Below are 19,623 nucleotides of genomic sequence, written 5' to 3'. Positions count from 1 at the left end.
TAAAATATGTAGTAAAGTACCAGTCTTGAACCGTACCATAAGTAACAGCGAGGTCGAGTGGTACCGCTATTCACTAAAAGAAAATAGGTCACATCGTTGATGAATATGCATCTCAGGTAGAGGTGCTTTTTTTCATTACAGCAAGATTTGGAAAGTGCATTTTATGCCATGATGTTATCTTATGTTCATCAAATAATTATTGAAACGGAATGGAGGCACATAAAGAAGATTATGATTACCATATGGCGAGATTAATAATCTGAGTCAATCGTTAGTTTTTTGATAGGTGCGTAGATGTGGTAGGCCGAATCAAGATTGTGGATGTCATCAAAAAATTGAATAAGTTCGATGTGAGAATCGTCAGCTTCCTGCCTGGAAATCTTTAAAAATCTTGCATAATCAGTTATGAAAACATCACCTATATCAAGGAGATCACCAAAATATTTAAACTTGGCACAGAAGAGTTGTGGTACATCAACGGTAAAATAAAAAGGTTTCTCTATTTGAATATCATTTGGGATCCCGAACAAGACCTTGAAGCGGGTTGAGTTGGGTTGGCAATTCGAATAAATGACATAACATGAGCCAGTTACTGTTTCATCAATGTTATTTAACAGCTTCTTTGAATGAGACCGAATCTTCGTTTTGTAATCATCAGTTGCCAAGTCAACCTCAAAGGCTATGCCGCTCAACCGGATTGGTTTAAGCTCCGCTAGAGTAAAATCGGTGACAATATCACCATTGATGTTTTTAATGGGTCTTTTAACGACAGATGGCACTGGACTTTGAAGTATGTTCAAATTTTTTACTCTCAGAGAGCTTGGAGCAATACCGTATTGGCGTTTGAAAGCGCGGGTGAAAGAGGATTGTGTTCCAAAGTTTAGCATGTAGGCTATATCTATTAGTGGTAAATTATCGGTTTGAATGAATGGTAGTGATGCGTTCAATCTTCTGGATAGTATGTAGTTGTTTAAAGAACAACCCATCATGGCAGAAAAAAGTCTGTGAAAGTAATATTTGGACATGTTAAAGGTATTAGCCACAGACTCTAGTGATAAAGACTGGTCTAAATTGTTTTCAATATGGATTAAAGAACTCTCTATGACTTCATAATGGTCCATAATAACCCCCAATCATTTTTTTCAGAATATTCTATGATTATTATTACAATGGTGATCAGCCAAAGGAGGTTAGGTTAATGACGCAAGACAGAATAAATGGGATCATAATCGGCATTTTTTATATTGTAGCTGCGGTCACATCAGTCATCGCTGTTATCTTGTATGAGCCGGTATTGTCAGAACAATGGTATATGTCCGTGGCAAATGGATTTAAAACAAAGGTTTTGCTCGGTGTCATTAACGATCTCTTGCTCGTTCTGACAGCAGTAGGTACAGCGGTTATGCTGTTTCCTTATCTCCGTCGTTGGAATGAACAACTAGCACTAGGATATCTATGCTTTCGATTTATGGAAGCTGTTCTTATTGCAATAGGTGTGGTGAGTATATTAGGTTTATTGCAGCTTAGTATACATTATGAAGCAAACAGCTTAGCAAGTGAAGAAAATCTTCACGAGATCGGTTACATGCTGCAAGCTTTCCATCGTTGGACATCGATGTTAGGTCCCAATTTTATGCTGGGTATCAATACGGCATTGTATAGCTATTTGCTTTTTAAAACAGGTTTAGTGCCAAGACCGTTAGCGCTGTTTGGTATGATTACAGCTGTACTCGTATTCATAGCTGGTCTATTAGAAATGTTCGGTATCGTAGAACCTCTCTCTGCAGCAAAAGGACTTATTGCTTTACCTGTGGGCGTTTATGAATTGAGTTTGGCAGTCCGGTTGATTGTGAAGGGATTTCACAAGCAAAACCTCGAAAAACTAAAAGCGTGTTAGATTGTTTGCCCTATTAAACAAATAGAGATAGATTAATAAAAGAGAAGTATATCCGAAGAAGCCACTCCATTGTCAAAGGAGTGGATTTATCTTTATATACTGATGTAAACTTCATGGTCAAAATGTACTTTGTGCTTGGATACATTACGGTGAACCGTATCATTAATCAAGAGCTCTTGATTGCGCTATCCTGCCCTTTCAACAAATATTAAAGGACGCTCCCGCTCCTTCGCTTGGGCTGCGTCCTTTATACACTAAGAAAATACTTTATTTTTCCAAGACACCTTCTAGAAGGATATGTATTCAAGTCACCTTCTCAAAAGCCTGCTTAATATCCTCAATCAGCAGCTGCGGATCTTCCAATCCGATATATAACCGCACAACCGGTCCGGCCGCTGATTCATAGCCTTCCGGCAGAGTTGGAACGGTCACGAGGCTTTCGTAGCCGCCCCAGCTTACGCCGATGCGGAAATATTCCAGATGGTCCGCCCAACGCTTAATCACATCGACCGGCAGGTCCGTCTCAAATGCGAACAAGCTGCTGTAACCGGACATCTGCTCCTTGCCCAGCTCAAATTGCGGATGCGAAGGCAGGCCGGGATGATGGACTTTAAGGACATGCGAGAGCTGTTCCATCGCTTCGGCCACACGCAGGCCGTTCTTCTCGAACCGCTCCATGCGAAGCGGCAGCGTGCGCAGTCCGCGCATGGTCAGCGAAGCGGTATGCGGGGTCATTACTCCGCCGAGCAGCAGGTACTCGCTCTCATTGATCCGCCCGATCAGCTCCTCCGAGCCGATGGCCACACCGCCGACGGAATCGCTGTGCCCACCTATAAACTTGCTGGTCGAATGGAGGACCAGATCGACGCCCAGTGCGAACGGATTTTGAAAGCAAGGCGTCGCCCACGTATTGTCGATGTAGGTCAGCGCCCCGACACTCTTGGCCAGCTCCGTGCAAGCCTTCAGATCCTGAAGCTGAAACAGCAGGCTGGTTGGGCTTTCCAGGTAAAACAGTTTGGTGTTCGCGCGCACGGCGGACCGGACAGCGTCCAGGGAAGTCCCGTCCGCAAAGGTATATTCCACGCCGAATTTGGTCAGGAAATTCTCCAGCAGCTTGCGGGTCGGACCGTACACCTGGCTGACGCACACGATGTGGTCCCCCGTGCGGACAGCGGCCAGGATGGCCGTCGAAATCGCCGCCATGCCCGAAGCGAAGCAGCGGGCTTTATCTCCGCCTTGCAGCTCGGCGAGCCGCTGCTCCAGCTGTTGAACGGTCGGATTGTTCCCCCTCGAATACATCGGCCGGTCCGGCTCCTCCGCTACCGCATGGTCAAATTCCGCATAGGTGGCAAAGCTGAATAAGCTCGTTTGGTATTGCGGCACCGTTACGGAGCCTTGGTGGCGCTCGTCATGCTTGTCATGAACGACAACGGTTTGCGGATCGGGTGTCCGGCCGGCCGTTATTTTTTCTGTTTCCGACATCACTCGTCATATCCTTTCTCATCTAAGTATCCAAAGATCCCTAACCTTTCACGGCACCGTCCGTAAGGCCCTGCACAATAAGCCGCTGGCAAAGGGCAAACAGGATCATGGTAGGAATGACGGACAGAACCGTCGCAGCCGACATGGCCCCCCAGTCGATATCAAACTTGGTAATGAAGGAATTCATGGCAACGGGGATCGTCTTAGCTTCCTCACGGTCGATGAACATAATGGCCAGGAACAGCTCGTTCCAGTTCTGCACGAAGGCAAAAATAAACGTCGCCGATATCCCCGGCTTCATCACCGGAAGGATAATGCGGATCAATCCGCCCAGCCGGGAGCATCCGTCAATCATTGCCGCTTCCTCCAGGCTCGAAGGAATCCGCTGAAAGAACCCTTTAAGCATCAGGGTGCAGAACGGGATGAGCAGCACAGAATACATCAGGACAAGGGACCCCTGCTTGTTAAGCAGGTTCAATTGAGACATGATGCTATAAAGTGGACCAAATCCGATGAACATCGGAATCATTTGCGTAAGGAAGAAACCGCTCATAATCTGCCGGCTGCCCCGGAACGTAAAGCGTGCCAGCACATAGCTGCTCAATATGGAAATAACAATGACGATAAACGCCGACAATAGCGAAACGAGCAGGCTGTTGCCGATGTACACATGAAATTTTGAAATCGCGAAGATGTTGGCATAGTTCTCAAACGAAATCTTCTCCGGCAGATATTCCAGCGGAAACTGGAAAATATCATTCTTCGGCTTCAGTGAAGTAAGAATCATCCAATATAAAGGAAAGATCATGAATAACAGCCAGATCCCGAGTATGATCACTTTGGCGCTTAAATTAACCCTTCTTACAACTTTCCGTTTCATCTAAAAATCACCCGCCTTACTCGCTTTCGTAGCAAAAAGATAGAATAGGGTGTACAGCAGCAGCAGCACGATCGAAATGACCCCGACTGCGCCCGCCAGTCCGTAATCCCCGCCGAATACGATTTTATCCAGCATGAACGTGGACAGAATATGCGTCGAATTGGCCGGTCCGCCGTTCGTCATCGCATAGATAATATCCGGGAAATTGAAAATCCAGATGACCCGCAGCGCCGTGGTCGTAATGATCGTCGGCAGGATGTAGGGAATAATGACGTGCAGCATCTTTTGCAGTCCGTTCGCGCCGTCCATATCGGCAGCCTCAAACAATTCTTCGGGAATGGACTGCATGGCAGCCGTAAGCATGATGGCGAAAAAAGCAACCCCGTACCAGATATTCGCCACGATAACCGAGAACATCGCCCATTTCGGGTCGGACAGAAATCCGATGCGCTCCGAGATCAGCCCCGCTTTGAGCAGCAGATCATTAATGACGCCGATTTGGCCGTTGAACATCCAGCGCCAGATAATCCCGATCAGGAAGCCGGACATTGCCCAGGAATAATAAATCAAGCCTTGATAAACGCCTCTGCCCGGGAATTTCCGGTACAGGAGTAGCGACAGCAGGAATCCGATGGCAAACTGCAGGATCAGGGAGATGAACACCCAGAGCCCCGTATTTTTCAGAATGGTCGGCAGGTTTGGGTCCTGGAGTACCGTTCGGAAATTGTCAAAGCCGATAAACCGGATGTCGTTCAAATTAAAAAGCGAGTAGTTCTGAAACGCCATCACGATGCCCTTCAAAATCGGAAAATATGTAAGCACAAGCACCGGTATAAGGGCGGGCAGCAGACAGAACAGGATAAAAGCGGCGGTGCGGCTCAGGCGAGGTTTGCGGACGCCAGTGTTGTTCATCAGGACAGGAACCTCCTCTTAAAACAAACATATGGGCGGCAGCACCCGTACCCATATGTTTGATTGAATATTTACTTGCCTTGCTTCTTCTGGTCGAGCCAGTATGCGTCCCATTTCTTCAGGGCGTCGTCCACGGACAGCCTGCCGAAAATGATCGCCTGCGTATCCTGCTGGATGATCGAGCGCCATTCGCCGAAGCCTTTGTAGTCCGTTTCGGGCTTAACCGGAATATAGTGGGCGGCATCTGCGTTCATGTCCATGTAAGGCTTGTAGTAGCCGGTCTTGTAGAACTCGTTCTCCGAGGCGGTGGTGTGCACGGGAATCAGACCGATCTTTTGGGTGAAGAACTCATTCTGTTCCGGGCTGGACAGGAACTCGATCAATTTCCAGGCTTCGTCCTTATGCTCGGAATGAGCGGCCATCCCCCATCCGGCTGCGCCGACTTTGTAGTGGGTTACACCCGAAGGACCTGCCGGAATAGCGGCCGTGCTCCAGGTGCCTTCGCCCATTTTTTGCTTGACGACGTCGATGACATCCGGGTCTTGAATCAGCATGCCGGTAACGCCGGCCTCAAAGCCTTCGACCATTTCCGCGAATCCCCAGTTCACCGAATCTTTCGGAGAGCCGTCTTTGTAAATATTCAGGTGGTTCTCCAGCGCCTGCTTGGCTTCCGGAGTACTGAAAATGGTGTTGCCGTTCTTCAGGAACATCGCGTCTTCAGGGTTGGTGTTCGTTCCGTTGTAGTCGCGAATCATATCGACGATATAGCTGTCGGCGCCTTTGCCTCCGCGGAAGGAGTAGCCGTAGCGGTTCTTGGACGGATCGGTGATCGCCTTCGCCGCTGCATACAGCTCTTCCCACGTCTTGGGCGCTTCCAGACCTTTTTCCTTGAACCAGTCGGTACGGTAGAACAAAATCTTCTCATACAGGCCATAAGGGATGTAATACGGCTTGTTCTCGATATAATTGGCGGACATTTGTGCGCTCGCGTTCAGCGTGCCGTAACCGGACCACTTGGACGTGTAGGGCGACAAGTCGGCAATCCAGTTGTTCGTTACAAATTGCTTGACCGTTGAGTCTCTGACTTCCAGCACATCGATATCCGCTTTGGACGACAGCATTTGCGCAATCTTCGTATCGGCGCTGTCCAGCGGCGGGGAGATCAGTTCCACATCAATTCCCGGATTAGCCTCTTCAAATTTGCTCACCATTTGCTTGAGAACTTCCGTACGGGCCGGGCTGGTCAAGCTTTCGATCATCCGGATCTTCACCGGTTCCGTAGAGCCGCTTCCCGCAGCTCCTTCGCTGCTTGTCCCGCTCCCGCATGCTGTTAACGAGCTGAGTGCCGTTACGAGCAATAAAGTTGATGCGAACCATTTTTTACCGATTCTCACAAAAATCCCCCTCATTCAGAAAAAATATTATTATAAAAGGTTCAAAGTCCCTTCATAATTCTCATTCATGCTGCAGCCAAGTCGCCATACTGTCATGCTGTCATACAGGTTGAGACACAGGCTCCTGCTCACCCTCTCTGCAAGGGATCAGCTGGAGGAAATATCTGGCCGCCAGTAATGCTGTAAACCTATCTGATAGGTTAGAGCCTGAGAATCTCATTCTTTTTACCAAAGACCTTCGGTTCATGTCATGTTACATGCCACTGATGTTGAATTTCGTATCGTTATTCCAAGGATTGAACAAAGTTTTAGTTAAATTCTTAATGAATCTTAACATCCCTTTTCCCTTGTGTCAATCCTTATGTCAGAAAAGTTCACTTCACTTCGGTGATGGCTTTCACCATAACGTCCATCATTTTGTTGAATTCTACTCTCGCCTTCTCCGGATTCTTCTCCTCGATCGCTTCAACGACGGATTTATGAAAAGGATAGCTGTCATAGAAAAAATCCTTGTTGCCAAACGGCGCCCGCCAAAACTCGACAAACGTATTCCAGATCGATCCGATGATTTCCTGCAGAATGACGTTCCCCGAAGCCCGGTAAATCGCCTGGTGAAACTTCATATCCGCAATTGAGCTTTCCGCTCCGGTCGTCTTGCCGATCAGCTCGTAATAGTACCACATCTCGTCCACATGCTCCTGACTGGCCCGTACCGCCGCCAGCTCCACAGCAATTCCCTCCAGGCCTCTGCGTACGTCGCACAGCTGAAGAAGCGCGGATTTCTCATCCTCCACCGTAAATTTGGTCGACAATTGATACAAGGACGGCTCCTTGACGAATATACCTTTGCCGTTGAGGACTTCAATGATATCCAAAGCCTCCAGGTAACGGATCGCTTCACGGATCGAGGAACGGCCGACGCCAAGATTCTCCATAATTTGCTCTACGGAGGGCAGCTTGTCACCCTTCTTCAAATTGTTCTGCTGAATATAATCCTTGATTTCCTTCGAGACCATTTCGTGCGTCTGAACTTTCTTGATCTTCTTCATTCGGCTTCCCCTTCGACCAATATTTGCAACTATTCTACCTGAAAATGATAGCATGACGGATAATAAGTTACAAATATGGACTTCATGGAAAATAACCGAGTTTTGCACATAGCAAGACTCGGTTATTGGCCCAGACGGATGCCGCCGCTTAGACGAGCTTCACCCATTCTCCCTGGGCATCGGCCGAGCGGATTTCCGCTTCCACGACTTCCAGCGATTCCGCCGCGCTCTCGGGCGTACAGACGTCAACAGACTTGTCATGGATGACCGCATCCAGAAAATAGTCCAGCTCCCGGTAATAGCCGGCTTCAGGGGAGATTTCCGGGGTAAAGCCGGGGGCGTCATTCGGATTCACCTTGACCGTGCTTCCGTCAAAGACCACACTTCCCCCTTCAAAATTAACCCGGTAGCCCATGTAAAAGCCGAAATCGCCCTCCAGCGTCCAGTCCACCTGGGAGTTGATGACTTTCCCGTCTTTATAATAATAATGGGTGGAGGCGATATCGTAGCCGCTTCCCGGAAGCACATTGCGTCCGAGCGTCGATACCTTCTCCGGTTTGCCGAACAGATAGTTGATTATATCGGTGTCGTGAATATGCATGTCCATAATGCAGCCGCCGCTCAGCTTCTCATCAAGGAACCAGTCCTTCGGAGCCCCGGAGCCGCGATAGAAATAGCCTTCCGTCGCCTGGCCGAACTTGCCGCTGTCCACAACTTCCTTCAAATACTCATAGCCCGGCCAGAACCGGAGACACTGCCCGATCATGAGCTTCTTCCCGTTGCGGTTAGCCATCTCGACCATCTTCCGCGCGTCCGCCGAATGCCTTGCCATCGGTTTCTCGCAGAATACATGGATGCCGCGCTCCAGCAGTGAGCAGGCCATCTCGGCATGCAGATACGTGGGAGCCGCAATATCAATGACATCCAGCTGCTCGTTCGCCAGCATGTCCTCAAGATCGGTGTAGAGATGGTAAGCGGATAAATCGTACACTTCACGGGCCGTGCTCATATTCCCGCCCGCTTTTCCGTTCTTCAATTCTTCAATCAGTGGATCGCAGATCGCCGCGAGCGAAACAGGGCTGCCTTCCTCCATTAACCGGACGTAATTGTCAAAGTGCATCCGGCCCATAAAGCCGAAACCGACCAATCCTATTTTCAACATGCCAGAAATCGCCTCCCGCTAATGATTGTCGCTCAATAAAGCGTTGTCGCTTTAAAACAAAGTAACCCATGCCCCTTCATTCCGGGTGGATTCCATTTCAGCCTCAATGATTTCAATGGACAGAGCCGTACTTTCCGGCGCGCAGACGCTAACCGGCTTATCCTGAAGAATCGCGTCAAGGAAATAAACCAGTTCCCGATAGTAGCCCGTATGCGGAGAAAGATACGCCGTAAAGCCGGGCTGGTTGTTCGGATTGACTTTGACCTTACTGCCGTCAAACACCAGATTGCCCCGCTCAAAATTGACCCTGTAGCCCATATAAAAGCCGAAATCCCCTTCGAGCGTCCAATCCGCCTGCGCGTTGATTACTTTTCCATCCGTATAGTGATAATGCGAGGACACGATATCGTAACCGCTACCCGGTACGACATTGCGGCCGAGCGAGGAAACCTTGTCCGGCTTCCCAAACAAATACTGAATCATATCGGTGTCATGGACATGCATATCCATCATGCAGCCGCCGCTCAGCTCGTCATTTACAAGCCAGCCCTTCGGCGCGCCGGAGCCCCGGTAGAAATAACCCGCCGTAACCTGGCCGAATTCACCGCTGTCTATTTTTTCCTTCAAATATTCATAAGCCGGCCAGAACCGGAGACAATGTCCGATCATCAGCTTCTTCCCGGTCCGCGCCGCCGTCTCCGCCATCTTCACCGCCTCCGCCGAATGCCGGGCCATCGGCTTCTCGCAGAACACATGGTAGCCCCGTTCCAGCAGGGAACATGCCATTTCGGCATGCAGATACGTCGGGACCGCCAGACTGACGACATCCAGCTGCTCGTTAGCCAGCATGTCCTCCAAATCCCGATATAGATGATAGGCGGACAAATCGTAGACCTCATGGGCCGTGTTCATATTGCCGCCTGCCTTCTGGCCCTTCAGTTCTTCAATCCGCGGGTCGCAGATGGCCGTCAGAGCGATCGGATAGCCGTCTTCATTCAGCTTGACGTATTGGTCAAAGTTCATCCGGCCCATGAAACCGAATCCTACCAGTCCTACTTTAAGCATTTCTCTCACTCCCGATTAGGCTTTGTAATCCGTCCGGCCCAAAATGGCGTCCATGGACGCTGAAGTGTTGAAAATAATCTGCTCCGTGTAATGCTTGTAAGCAGGGATCATTTCGCCTGTGACATAACCGTCGTAGCCGATCTCCTTAAGAGCGCTGACGACAGCGGGATAATCCACATCTCCGGCGAGCAGGTCCACAAAGCCGTGCAGACCTCCCGCTTCCCGGCGGTAATCCTTGAAATGCACTTTCTTGATCCGGTCGCCCAGAATCCGCACCCACTGCTCCGGATAGCCGGAATGAACGATATTCCCCACATCGAGGTACGAGCCTACGAAGCGGGAGCCGACGGCGTCAATGAAACCGCGCATTTCAAGCGGGGACAGCAGGAATTTGTTCCATACATTCTCGATGCCGATGGCTACGCCCAGTCGCTCGGCCTCCAGCGCCAGCTTGCCGATCGCCTCCAGCGCTCTGTCATAGGCTTTGTCGTAGGAGACAACCTCGGAGCCCGGGATGAAATCAACGCCGACCGCGCCCGGAATGACCAGAATCGTATCCGCTCCAAGAACGGCTGCGAGCTCGAGCTGCTTTTTGCAGACATCCATCGCCTTGGTGCGGTTCGCCTCCGATTCGCTCGTCATCGCATAGGACCAATACAGTCCCGTTGCCAGTCCGGCGATTTCCAAACCCGCTTCGGCGATCGAATCGCGCAGCTCGCGGGCTTCCTTCTCAGTCGTTTGCAGTCCCATTTCACCGGACTCGTTCAGCGACAATTCAATGCCGTCAAAGCCTGCCGCTTTGGCCAGCCGCACGCACTCCTTGATTGGCATCCCTTCGCGAAACGACCAAATGTTAATCCCTTTTTTCATTACGATCACCCTCCGGTTTTGTTATTTTCCGTTTTATAGAAAGATAGCTGCGTTTGCTGTTTTCCTTAGCTTTTTTATAGTATATTAGATTTGAATTTTAATTTATTTAGGGGAAAAAGATACTTTTTGAATTATTCCGGTATATATCTTTGGTTGCCCCGTTCGTTATGGGAGGCCTTGCCATGCAGGAAAATGAGATTGTCCATCCGGTTAAAAAAGAAACGCCCTTTCGCGAATGGTCGCCCGGCATCCACTACGCCCAGTTTCAAAGCCTTCAGCCCTGCAGCTTTCCCGAACGGAGGCTGTATGATTTCGAGCTGCTGTACGTTCGCCAAGGGGAACTGACGACCAGGATTAACGGTGCGCTTCATTCGCTGACTCCCGGCCAGCTTATTTTTCTTGCGCCCGGCGTCTATCATCAAAATTCGATCCTGTCGTCTCCCGCGAAGCTGCTCGGTATCCATTTTGACTTTTTCGGTGAATCTCGGATCTTGCGGGAAGAAGACATGGTGGTCAATGAAGAGGAAGTGATTCCGGGTAAATTCGCTGTCGAAGCGGTAGCCGCGCCCTTTCTGCCCTTGTCCGAAGATCCGATCTATACGCCGCCTCCAGAATGCGTCCATGCCATGGAGCAGCTCGTGCAGGAGTTTACGATGCGTCCCCCCGGTTATGAGCTGGTCTGCCGGGGACTCATGCTGGGCATCCTCACCTCCCTGCTGCGCACGCAAAGCTCGCGCCGTCTGGCCAAAGCTTCTGTGCACGGCGAACGGATTCGGGCGCTGATGGAGGAGATCGAAGCCAAGCCCGCCGCAGGCTGGACCAACCGGTCGATGGCGGACAGGATGAACCTGCATGAGGACCATTTCTCCAAGCTGTTCCGCCAGATTGCCGGCATGCCTCCGGGCGAATATCTCCGTTCCATCCGGCACCGGGAAGCGCGCAAGCTGCTTAGGGAGACCGACTGGCCCGTCGAAAAAGTAGGAGAGCAGGTCGGTTATCCGGATATCCACTATTTCAGCAGAACCTTTTCGGCCCAAGAGGGCATTTCCCCCCGCGCGTACCGCAAGCTTTCCCGGATTTTGTGAGGCTGGCGGGACGAGGACCGGATTCGAACGCTACTATATTATTGCCGCAATTTTTTTGCTGCCAAGGAGGACACAAATGATGAACCCAACCCGCTCATATTCAATTGCACACTATACCGGTTCAACCGATTGGGAGAATATTGCACCGCTTACGTTGGACGAATATCTCTGGCTGGACAACGGCTACACGCCCAAGGTCGAGATCAGGCTGTATTACACAGCTGGGCGGCTGCACATCCAGTTCAATGTTTATGAAAAAGATCCGCTCGCTCGGTACAAGGAGCAGAATGATCCGGTCTACACGGACAGCTGCGCCGAATTTTTCATGCAGCCGCTTCCCGGCTCCGATCCCCGTTATCTTAACTTCGAATTCAACGCGGCCGGCACCATCCTGCTGCAGATTGGCAAAGGACGGGAGAACCGGATTACCCTTTCGGATTCTCCGGCGATTTTCCAAATCAAAACAGCGGTTAATCGGGTCGATGAGCACAGCGGGGAGACGTATTGGGAGCTGGCGTTTTCCATTCCTTTCGAGTGGCTGCAGAGCAAGTTTCCCGGATTCAAGGCCGAGCCCGGCCGAGCCTTCCGCGGCAACTTCTATAAATGCGGCGACGAAACGCCGGTCCCCCATTACGGGTGCTGGAACCGGGTTGATTCGGCTTCGCCGGATTACCATCAAAGCGGGTTTTTTGGGGAATTGGTGTTTAAGTAATGGGGGGGATAAACTAAAGGGTACCACTCACTAGTTCTGTTTTGACTGTCCGGTGTAGGGTAGCGGGTGTGCGGTAGCTAGCGATTCCCTGAAAATTTGAAGGCTTATTAGGTGAATTTTCTGTTCAATCTATGCCCGTTTTTTCGGTGGCAGGGGTTTTCCTGCAAATCTGCAGGTTTATCAAGTGAATTTCGTACAGGAAGAAGGAAAAGATGCAATTGTGCAGCTACTTGTGCTTGTGGGCCGATTGGAAGGGGATAGGAGGGGAAGTGCCTGCACCTTAGCAGGAATTGAGTCTGGGTGGGAGGAGTTGGACGAAAAAAGATGTATACACGCAGGAATGTCCTTAACCACACTCACCAAACGCACCGGTCCGTAATCCACCTACCCACCGCCCCACACACTAACCTACTAATTCACCGACCCAGCAACCCTCCGGCCACCAAACCATCTACCCAACTCACCAACCAGAAATACCACATAAAGCAAGCAGTAGGGTCCAATTGTGTAGACCAGATGAAGCCATCTTTTAATAGGAAAACTCTATAAAACAACAAAAAATCGAGGCCTTAAGGGCCGCGATTTTTTGTTTTAATGAGTTCACTATTAAGGATAGAAGTCATTAATAATAACTCAGCGTTCGAATTAAATTGGCGTCACCACGCCCAAGCAGCACTGCTTGTATTTCTTGCCGCTGCCGCAGGCGCAAGGATTGTTGCGGCCCGGGAGCTTTCCTTTGAAGTAAACCTTCACGTTCTGGTGAAACAGGTTGCTTCGGACACTGTCCCCAAGCAACTTCATCCGCTCGTCGGCGTACGAATAAATCTCCTTGTAGCTGGCGCAGAAATAATCTCTGCCCTTGGCCTCAAGCTCAGCTCCCCATTCCCGGTTGCGAGGGCAGCCGCCATGACAGAGCTGCTTCCATTCGCAGGTTCGGCAGCCTTCGGGAAGCGAAGGCTTCATCCCGAGAAAACGGGCATACAGTGGATGCGCCAGAAGCTCTTCGATCGAATGGGTCGCCACATTGCCGATTTTCCATTCCGGAGAAATGAAGAAATCGCATGGATAAGCATCCCCATTTTGCTCCAGGATGATCGTGGTCGGGCACGCGGCCCGGTGAATGCACAGCTCCGCCTCACGTCCGGTATAACCGGCCAGCATATTGTCAAAAAACCGCACGGAAACCCGCGGATTCCCTCCGTTATACCAGTAATCGAAGGCTTCCCGCAGAAAACGGCCGTATTCCGCTGGCGTAATATCGTAGACACCGGGCTTGTCCGGCTCCTGGGACCGGAAATCCATGCAAGGAATGAACTGCACGTAGCTGAAGCCTTCCTGTTCAAAGAAAGCCATGATCTCCGCCGCTTGTCCCACATTGCCTTTGTGAATCACGGACAAGATGTTGAAATCCACGTGATGCCGCCGTAAATGCTCAATCCCCTTCATTACCCGGTGAAAGCTGCCCTGACCGCGCGAGTCCACCCGCCGCGCATCATGAACCGCTTCAGGACCGTCCAGGCTGACGCCGACCAGAAAATTGTATTTTTTAAAAAAAGCTGCCCAGCGGTCGTTAATCAGCGTTCCGTTTGTCTGAATGGAATTACCGATGCTCGTCCCCTTCAGTGCGAAGCGAGCCTGAAGCGACACGACCTCTTCGAAGAACTCCATACCCGCCAGAAGTGGCTCCCCTCCCTGCCAGGCAAAAGAAGCCGCTCCCCGCGACCGGGCCATATATTCTTTAATGAATTTTTCCAAAATAACGGAATCAATCCGGTTGATCTTCGGTCCCGGCTTGCCGCCGCATGTGCTGTAATAGCAGTAATCGCAGGCCAGGTTGCAGTCCTCCGAAACCGTCTTCCACATCACGCCCACATGCCTTTGTTCCATTGTTATGCTACCGCAGCCCATATTTTCACCTTCCTTGTCTATTGTACTTACTTTATAATATCGCAGCGAGATCGGCCAGTTAAAAAAGCAAAACCGCTCTACGGTTACGAAGGCGTTATGCCCTTCATACCGAAGAACGGTTTTATTTTATATGTGTTATCCGTCTCCTCAAGGCAGAGCCAGCTTTCCCAGAACCGTTGAGCGGCCCGCGCCCGTGGCGGAAGGCAGATGATTGCTGATGCCATGCATGAAATCATTGCCCAGCAGCGCGAAAATAACCGCTTCCTTCGCATCGTCGCTGACGCCCAGCTCGCCCGAGGTCCGAACGGCCTGGTTCGGCAGCTGCTGCTGAAGCATCTTCAGCAGCGTGCGGTTGTGCGCGCCACCGCCGCTGACGATTACCTCGTCGATAGCGCAGCGGGGGAAGACGAAGCGCTTGCAGCCCTCGGCGATCGTGCGCGCCGTGAAAGCAGTCGCCGTAGCGACGATGTCGCTTCCGGCAAGCCCCCGCGCCGCAGCCCGGGAGACGAATTCGGCGGCATACGCCTTGCCGAACAGCTCCCGGCCCGTCGATTTCGGCGGCGCTGCAGCGAAATACGGATGCTCCAGCAGCTCGGCAACGAGCGCTTCGTCGGGGCTGCCCTTCGCGGCCCAGGAACCACCATCGTCGTAAGACAATTGGCCATCCGACAGCAGATATACAGCCTGGTCAATCACCATGTTGCCGGGACCTGTGTCGAAGGCGAATACATCTTCCGGTCCGGCTGAGGGCGGCAGGGCGGTGCAGTTGCCGATGCCGCCGATATTTTGCAGCAGCCGCCCCTTGGACGGATGGCGGAACAGGATCAGGTCTCCGTACGGGGCGAGCGGCGCCCCCTGGCCACCGACCGCCATATCGGCCGGGCGGAAATCGCCGACGACCGGCCGGCCGGTCCGCTTGGCGAGCACGGACAAGTCGCCCAATTGCAGCGTGGAGCGGACCTTGTAAGGATCAGTGGCGTCTCCTTCAGGGATATGCCAGACCGTCTGGCCGTGCGAGCTGATCAGATCGATGTCTTCCATGCTCATTCCGGCGAGGCGTACGGCCTCCAGCGAAGCCTCGGCGAATTTCTCGGCAAGGTAGACGTTCATGCCGCATACAAGGTCCACCGAGGAGCGCTCGGTGGTGCAAAGCTCCTTCAGCCGCTCGCGCAGCGCTTCGTCATATGGGACGCTGTAGTAATGCAGCAGCTTCACTTTCGCTTCAAGTCCGGCGCCTTCGATGGATACAATGGCCGCGTCGATGCCGTCCAGCGAGGTGCCGGACATCAGGCCGAGGACCGTCGCGCTCCGCTTGTTCCACAGCGGCCCGATCATAGCTCGATCCCCCAGCCGGCCGGATGCAGCCCGCCTAGCGATACGGGCAGGCGGCCCCGGAACGGAATGAGGCCCAGCAGCGCCTTCGCCAGGCTGTCCATCGCAAGCGGACGGGATTCGTAAGCTGCCGCGTAGACCTGCACTTCGGGAAAGGCCAACAGATCATAGGGATTGCGCAGGGCTGTCACCGCCAGCGGTTTCCCGAGTTCGAGCAGGGATTTCACCAGCGAGATTTGAGCGGCGTCGAACTGCGCGTTGTACGTGCCGACAACGAGATGCCCGTATCCCCCCTGCTCCGCTTCACGGACCAGTGAATCGAGCCGTCCGGTGATTTCAGCCGGCGGAACGACAATCTCGCGGCAATCCAGGCCGTGCCGCTGCAGCGCGGAGCCCAGCCCAGGCCCTGCCGCCACCGATTCATCGGCCTGGGTCACCGCCCCCGGAGCGATGGTGACAACGAGCGTCCGTTCCCCGCCGAGTGGAAGCATTGAAAGATCGTGCCGTACGAGCGTCACGCTCCTTTCGCTGATCCGTCGCGCAATCTCCCGGTGCTCCGCATTGCCGAGGAGAGACAGATCCGGCGCGCCGGGGCCGCCTGCCGCCGGATCTGCCATGCCGGGAAGGCCTGCGCCGGCCTCATTCTTAACCGGCGGCAAGGCGGCGGCGCTGACTTGTTCGTCCTCCGGCGCTATTCCGCCCGGGAGACTCTCGGGCAGCTGCCCAACGCCCAGTACGCCGCGCCGCAGCTTCATAGCCAGCAGACGGCGGACGGATTGGTCGATGCGCTCCTCGCTTAATCTCCCATCTACCACCGCCTGCTCGATCGCACCTATGGCGCCGAGCTGCCGGTCGAGGCGATGGCTGACCAGAACAAGGTCCGCACCGGCCTCGACCGCCATGACAGAAGCCTCAACCGTGCCGAAGTGCTCGGCAATGGCGTTCATTTCCATACAGTCGGTCGTAATGATGCCTTCGAACCCCAGCTCCTCGCGCAGCAGCCCGGTAAGCGCCGCCTTCGAGAGCGTCACGGGCAGCTTCCCGCTCTCGAGCGCCGGAAAATAAATATGCGCGGACATTATGGCGTCCACGCCCGCCCGCACCGCTTCCCTGAACGGCTTCAGCTCAACCTCTTCCATGCGCTTGCGGTCATGCGGCACGGTGGGCAGGTCGAGATGGGAATCCACATCGGTGTCGCCGTGCCCGGGAAAATGCTTGGCGGTCGCCGCGACACCGGCGTCCTGAAAGCCCCGGAGGGTCCGTTCGCCGAACCGCGCGACCTTCTCCGGCGATTCGCCAAAGGACCGCACGCCGATTACCGGATTGTCCGGGTTGTTGTTCACGTCCAGCACCGGCGCATAGTTCAGGTTAATCCCCATCGCGGCAAGCTCCCGGCCGCTGGCAAAAGCCGCCAAATAGGCGTCCTCCTCCGACCCGGCGGCGGCAATGGCCATTCCGCCCGGCATCAGGGCGACGCCTTCGGTAATCCGCGCGACCATTCCGCCTTCCTGGTCGATGGAAATCCAGAGCGGCGGCGTGCCGCTCTTCGCGGCGGTGTCCTGCAGCTCCGCGGTAAGCCGGATAACCTGGGCCGGCGATTCCACATTGCGGGCGAAATAAATGACGCCCCCGATTTTATAATCGGCGATCAGCCGCCGGAGATCTCCGTCCATGGAGGTCCCGTGGAAGCCGCAGATGACCATCTGGCCGATTTTGTCCCTCAGGCTCATTCCGGCCAGCCTGTCTTCCACTATGCCTGCTGTTTTGCCGTCCGGTACGCCCGTTCCGCCAGGCAGCGGTTTACCCGAGACTCCGTTACCGTTCGCATCCGAGGCGATGTCCCTATCCACCGGGTTATTCGCCGTTATGAGCACTTCCTCAATCTGCCGCTCCATGCTGTCACTTCTCCTTTCGTAGCTGAAACTTGCGTTAGACCGCCTTTTTACGAATACAAAAGATAAGGCCGGCGCAACTCCTTCCACTCTTCACTGTCTTGAAGCCAGTCCGCAGCAATCCGTTTGAGGCCTGCTTTCTGCCCAACATAGCTTCGGACCTCGTCCCCGCCGGTCAATAAATCGATAAAATGCCGCGAGCCCGCCTTCGGCGGCGCCAGCCATTCAAAATGCTCCGGATACAGCGATTGCGCTTCATGCAGCAGAACCAGTCCCGTCAGGGCGGATTGAAAGCGGTCCGGGTCCGTAACGAACAGGCGCACGCCGCCGCACAGCTTCCCTTGATGCTTGGAAAAAGAGGGCGTCATATATACCGGATGGGCATAAACACCCGGCAGTTCATGGCGGTTCACCGCTTCGGCGAAGGCTTCGCCGTCCATCCAAGGCGCCCCGATCCACTCAAACGGCCGCGTCGTTCCCCGCCCTTCGGACAAATTCGTCCCTTCGAAAAAGCACGTCCCCCCGTACACTCTGACGGTATCGACATCCGGCATATTCGGCGACGGAAGCATCCACGGCAGTCCGGTATCGCCATATTCCATGCTGCGCTCCCAGCGTTCCATCGGAATGACGCCAAGATCGCATCCAAGCCCTTTCTTATCATTGGCCATAAGAGCCAGTTCGCCGATCGTCATGCCCGTGCGAATCGGCATCGTCCACGCGCCGACCATCGATTCGTAACCCGGCTTCAGCAGTCCGCCTTCGCAGACGAACCCGCCTAGCGGATTGGGCCGGTCCAGCACCAGCAGGCTTTTGCCGTTCTCCGCGCAGGCCTCCATGACATACAACAGGGTGGACAGGTAGGTGTAGAACCGTATGCCCAAATCCTGAACGTCGAACACCACCGTATCGACCTCGTCCAGCATGTAGCTCTGCGGCCGGGTATGCCTGCCGTACAAACTGTACACCGGAACGCCGAACCATTCGTCCCGTTCATCCTCAAACCTGACGCCCGCCTGATGCTGGCCGCGTATGCCATGCTCGCAGGCGAACAGCGCCGTCAGCCGGGAAGACGGCAGCTCCGCGCAGACGCTCGCGGTAGAGCGGAAATCCGCCGTGATCCCGGTCGGATTGGTGACAAGGCCCAGGCGCCGCCCGTCCAGCAGCGGATGGCCAAGACCGGCGGCAAGCCGGTCGGCACCGGAGCGAACGCAGGGGCGCGGCTCATCCTTTCGACCTCCGGCGGCTCTATTCATAACCGCTCCCTTCCCGCATAAACGGCGCCTCCTGCCTCTTGCCCTTCCTCCGCTTCCTCCGCTTCGTCCGGGTTAAGGACATTGTGGACGGCTTTATGGGAATAGACCGCCAGCATGCCGCCGAACAGAGCGAAGAAGCCAATAACGGTCACGGCCAGCATCACACCGACGCATACCGCCTGAAAGAACGCTCCGATCGTATAAGCGGGATGCCGGAAGAACAGCTTCACGCTCTCGCCCATCGCTCTAACGATGCCCATCTCCCGTTGAATTACCAATTGCAGCGTATAGAACTGGGAAATGAGCGCCATCGCCACGAAATAGGTCTGAAAAATGGCAACCGCCCGGCCCGCCAGGCTGCCCCGCCCGCCGTAATACCACCAGGTCGACCACAAAATCACGCCCAGCAGGGCCATCAGCAGGCCAAGCGTAAAAGCGGGCGCGAAGCCTTTGGCGGCACCGGCCAGCATCTGGCGAACGGAAAGCTTCTGCCCTTCCGTTTTGCGGTGATAGGCGTAGAACGAACCGAATAAGAGCGGCATGTAGATGAGAGGCAGAAGCAGAAGCGTCAGCGTTGCCGGAAGAAACAGAATCGCCGGCACCAGTACGGCCGATCCGGTCAGACCCAGCAGCGTAAGCGGGATGATCTCTCTGTAAATCTCCGATCCGGTGCCGATCAGCACCTCGTTCAGTTTTTTCATTGCGTGCGCCTCCCTTTCAATAAGAC

At 53.4% G+C, this 19,623-nt stretch carries 17 protein-coding genes; 3 read left to right on the top strand and 14 right to left on the bottom strand.

Going from position 1 to position 19,623, the window contains the following annotated elements; genetic code table 11:
- Nucleotides 1–251: 251 nt before the first annotated feature.
- The gene (locus PSAB_RS07905; RefSeq protein WP_025334037.1) at nucleotides 252–1,121 is read right to left on the bottom strand and encodes a helix-turn-helix transcriptional regulator; all 870 of its coding nucleotides are present in this window, start codon (nucleotides 1,119–1,121) and stop codon (nucleotides 252–254) included.
- A 77-nt stretch (nucleotides 1,122–1,198) separates the two neighbouring features.
- On the opposite strand from PSAB_RS07905, the gene PSAB_RS07900 reads away from it, so the two are divergent.
- Nucleotides 1,199–1,897 carry a DUF4386 domain-containing protein gene (locus PSAB_RS07900; protein ID WP_025334036.1) on the top strand — a complete coding sequence of 233 codons (699 nt, stop codon included), beginning with the start codon at nucleotides 1,199–1,201 and terminating at the stop codon, nucleotides 1,895–1,897.
- 303 nt (nucleotides 1,898–2,200) lie between these two features.
- Here PSAB_RS07900 and PSAB_RS07895 read toward each other — a convergent pair whose 3' ends face one another.
- The 8 genes from PSAB_RS07895 to PSAB_RS07860 all read right to left on the bottom strand — a co-directional run bounded on the left by PSAB_RS07895 (nucleotide 2,201) and on the right by PSAB_RS07860 (nucleotide 10,711).
- Nucleotides 2,201–3,379 carry a trans-sulfuration enzyme family protein gene (locus PSAB_RS07895; RefSeq protein ID WP_038595674.1) on the bottom strand — a complete coding sequence of 393 codons (1,179 nt, stop codon included), beginning with the start codon at nucleotides 3,377–3,379 and terminating at the stop codon, nucleotides 2,201–2,203.
- Nucleotides 3,380–3,419: 40 nt separating this feature from the next.
- The gene (locus PSAB_RS07890; RefSeq protein WP_025334034.1) at nucleotides 3,420–4,259 is read right to left on the bottom strand and encodes a carbohydrate ABC transporter permease; all 840 of its coding nucleotides are present in this window, start codon (nucleotides 4,257–4,259) and stop codon (nucleotides 3,420–3,422) included.
- The gene (locus PSAB_RS07885; RefSeq protein ID WP_084266464.1) at nucleotides 4,260–5,171 is read right to left on the bottom strand and encodes a carbohydrate ABC transporter permease; all 912 of its coding nucleotides are present in this window, start codon (nucleotides 5,169–5,171) and stop codon (nucleotides 4,260–4,262) included. It lies immediately after the preceding gene.
- Between the two features lie 71 nt (nucleotides 5,172–5,242).
- Nucleotides 5,243–6,565 (bottom strand): ABC transporter substrate-binding protein, encoded by a 1,323-nt coding sequence (locus PSAB_RS07880; RefSeq protein ID WP_025334032.1) that lies wholly within the window; start codon nucleotides 6,563–6,565, stop codon nucleotides 5,243–5,245.
- Between the two features lie 374 nt (nucleotides 6,566–6,939).
- Nucleotides 6,940–7,614: a FadR/GntR family transcriptional regulator gene (locus tag PSAB_RS07875; RefSeq protein WP_025334031.1), complete on the bottom strand. Its 675-nt coding sequence runs from the start codon at nucleotides 7,612–7,614 to the stop codon at nucleotides 6,940–6,942.
- A gap of 148 nt (nucleotides 7,615–7,762) precedes the next feature.
- Entirely contained in the window at nucleotides 7,763–8,776 is a 1,014-nt protein-coding gene (locus PSAB_RS07870) for a Gfo/Idh/MocA family protein (RefSeq protein ID WP_025334030.1), read from the bottom strand.
- Between the two features lie 51 nt (nucleotides 8,777–8,827).
- Nucleotides 8,828–9,841, bottom strand: a complete 1,014-nt coding sequence (locus tag PSAB_RS07865; RefSeq protein WP_025334029.1) for a Gfo/Idh/MocA family protein — start codon at nucleotides 9,839–9,841, stop codon at nucleotides 8,828–8,830.
- Between the two features lie 15 nt (nucleotides 9,842–9,856).
- Nucleotides 9,857–10,711: a sugar phosphate isomerase/epimerase family protein gene (locus PSAB_RS07860; RefSeq protein WP_025334028.1), complete on the bottom strand. Its 855-nt coding sequence runs from the start codon at nucleotides 10,709–10,711 to the stop codon at nucleotides 9,857–9,859.
- A gap of 182 nt (nucleotides 10,712–10,893) precedes the next feature.
- Between PSAB_RS07860 and PSAB_RS07855 the strand changes: the two genes are divergently transcribed.
- On the top strand, nucleotides 10,894–11,796 hold the full coding sequence (locus tag PSAB_RS07855; RefSeq protein ID WP_025334027.1) for a helix-turn-helix transcriptional regulator: 903 nt from the start codon (nucleotides 10,894–10,896) through the stop codon (nucleotides 11,794–11,796).
- Nucleotides 11,797–11,872: 76 nt separating this feature from the next.
- Nucleotides 11,873–12,508 carry a carbohydrate-binding family 9-like protein gene (locus tag PSAB_RS07850; protein ID WP_025334026.1) on the top strand — a complete coding sequence of 212 codons (636 nt, stop codon included), beginning with the start codon at nucleotides 11,873–11,875 and terminating at the stop codon, nucleotides 12,506–12,508.
- A 645-nt stretch (nucleotides 12,509–13,153) separates the two neighbouring features.
- Here the strand turns inward: PSAB_RS07850 and PSAB_RS07845 are convergent.
- The 5 genes from PSAB_RS07845 to PSAB_RS07825 all read right to left on the bottom strand — a co-directional run bounded on the left by PSAB_RS07845 (nucleotide 13,154) and on the right by PSAB_RS07825 (nucleotide 19,597).
- Nucleotides 13,154–14,395 (bottom strand): anaerobic sulfatase maturase, encoded by a 1,242-nt coding sequence (locus PSAB_RS07845; RefSeq protein ID WP_038596739.1) that lies wholly within the window; start codon nucleotides 14,393–14,395, stop codon nucleotides 13,154–13,156.
- Between the two features lie 168 nt (nucleotides 14,396–14,563).
- Nucleotides 14,564–15,751 (bottom strand): anhydro-N-acetylmuramic acid kinase, encoded by a 1,188-nt coding sequence (locus PSAB_RS07840; protein WP_025334024.1) that lies wholly within the window; start codon nucleotides 15,749–15,751, stop codon nucleotides 14,564–14,566.
- Nucleotides 15,748–17,643, bottom strand: coding sequence for a beta-N-acetylhexosaminidase (gene nagZ / locus PSAB_RS07835; RefSeq protein ID WP_226991778.1), 1,896 nt, complete (start codon nucleotides 17,641–17,643; stop codon nucleotides 15,748–15,750). Before nagZ ends, PSAB_RS07840 begins: the two co-directional genes overlap by 4 nt.
- A 47-nt stretch (nucleotides 17,644–17,690) precedes the next feature.
- Entirely contained in the window at nucleotides 17,691–18,896 is a 1,206-nt protein-coding gene (locus PSAB_RS07830) for a DUF1343 domain-containing protein (protein WP_025334022.1), read from the bottom strand.
- Complete coding sequence (locus tag PSAB_RS07825; protein ID WP_025334021.1) at nucleotides 18,893–19,597, bottom strand: hypothetical protein; 705 nt, start codon at nucleotides 19,595–19,597, stop codon at nucleotides 18,893–18,895. Before PSAB_RS07825 ends, PSAB_RS07830 begins: the two co-directional genes overlap by 4 nt.
- Between the last annotated feature and the right edge of the window lie 26 nt (nucleotides 19,598–19,623).

It is taken from the genome of Paenibacillus sabinae T27, assembly GCF_000612505.1.
Taxonomy (GTDB): domain Bacteria; phylum Bacillota; class Bacilli; order Paenibacillales; family Paenibacillaceae; genus Paenibacillus_AQ; species Paenibacillus_AQ sabinae.
Note: the sequence above shows the minus strand (reverse complement) of the source record. Positions and strands in the feature narration are given on the sequence as shown.

Coding starts and splice junctions, on each gene's coding strand:
- PSAB_RS07865 (WP_025334029.1), bottom strand. CDS start 9,841: ATGCTTAAAGTAGGACTGGTAGGATTCGGTTTCATGGGCCGGATGAAC.
- PSAB_RS07850 (WP_025334026.1), top strand. CDS start 11,873: ATGATGAACCCAACCCGCTCATATTCAATTGCACACTATACCGGTTCA.
- PSAB_RS07830 (WP_025334022.1), bottom strand. CDS start 18,896: ATGAATAGAGCCGCCGGAGGTCGAAAGGATGAGCCGCGCCCCTGCGTT.
- PSAB_RS07855 (WP_025334027.1), top strand. CDS start 10,894: ATGCAGGAAAATGAGATTGTCCATCCGGTTAAAAAAGAAACGCCCTTT.
- PSAB_RS07885 (WP_084266464.1), bottom strand. CDS start 5,171: ATGAACAACACTGGCGTCCGCAAACCTCGCCTGAGCCGCACCGCCGCT.
- PSAB_RS07875 (WP_025334031.1), bottom strand. CDS start 7,614: ATGAAGAAGATCAAGAAAGTTCAGACGCACGAAATGGTCTCGAAGGAA.
- PSAB_RS07890 (WP_025334034.1), bottom strand. CDS start 4,259: ATGAAACGGAAAGTTGTAAGAAGGGTTAATTTAAGCGCCAAAGTGATC.
- PSAB_RS07840 (WP_025334024.1), bottom strand. CDS start 15,751: ATGATCGGGCCGCTGTGGAACAAGCGGAGCGCGACGGTCCTCGGCCTG.
- PSAB_RS07870 (WP_025334030.1), bottom strand. CDS start 8,776: ATGTTGAAAATAGGATTGGTCGGTTTCGGCTTTATGGGCCGGATGCAC.
- nagZ (WP_226991778.1), bottom strand. CDS start 17,643: ATGGAGCGGCAGATTGAGGAAGTGCTCATAACGGCGAATAACCCGGTG.
- PSAB_RS07895 (WP_038595674.1), bottom strand. CDS start 3,379: ATGTCGGAAACAGAAAAAATAACGGCCGGCCGGACACCCGATCCGCAA.
- PSAB_RS07905 (WP_025334037.1), bottom strand. CDS start 1,121: ATGGACCATTATGAAGTCATAGAGAGTTCTTTAATCCATATTGAAAAC.
- PSAB_RS07900 (WP_025334036.1), top strand. CDS start 1,199: ATGACGCAAGACAGAATAAATGGGATCATAATCGGCATTTTTTATATT.
- PSAB_RS07860 (WP_025334028.1), bottom strand. CDS start 10,711: ATGAAAAAAGGGATTAACATTTGGTCGTTTCGCGAAGGGATGCCAATC.
- PSAB_RS07845 (WP_038596739.1), bottom strand. CDS start 14,395: ATGGAACAAAGGCATGTGGGCGTGATGTGGAAGACGGTTTCGGAGGAC.
- PSAB_RS07825 (WP_025334021.1), bottom strand. CDS start 19,597: ATGAAAAAACTGAACGAGGTGCTGATCGGCACCGGATCGGAGATTTAC.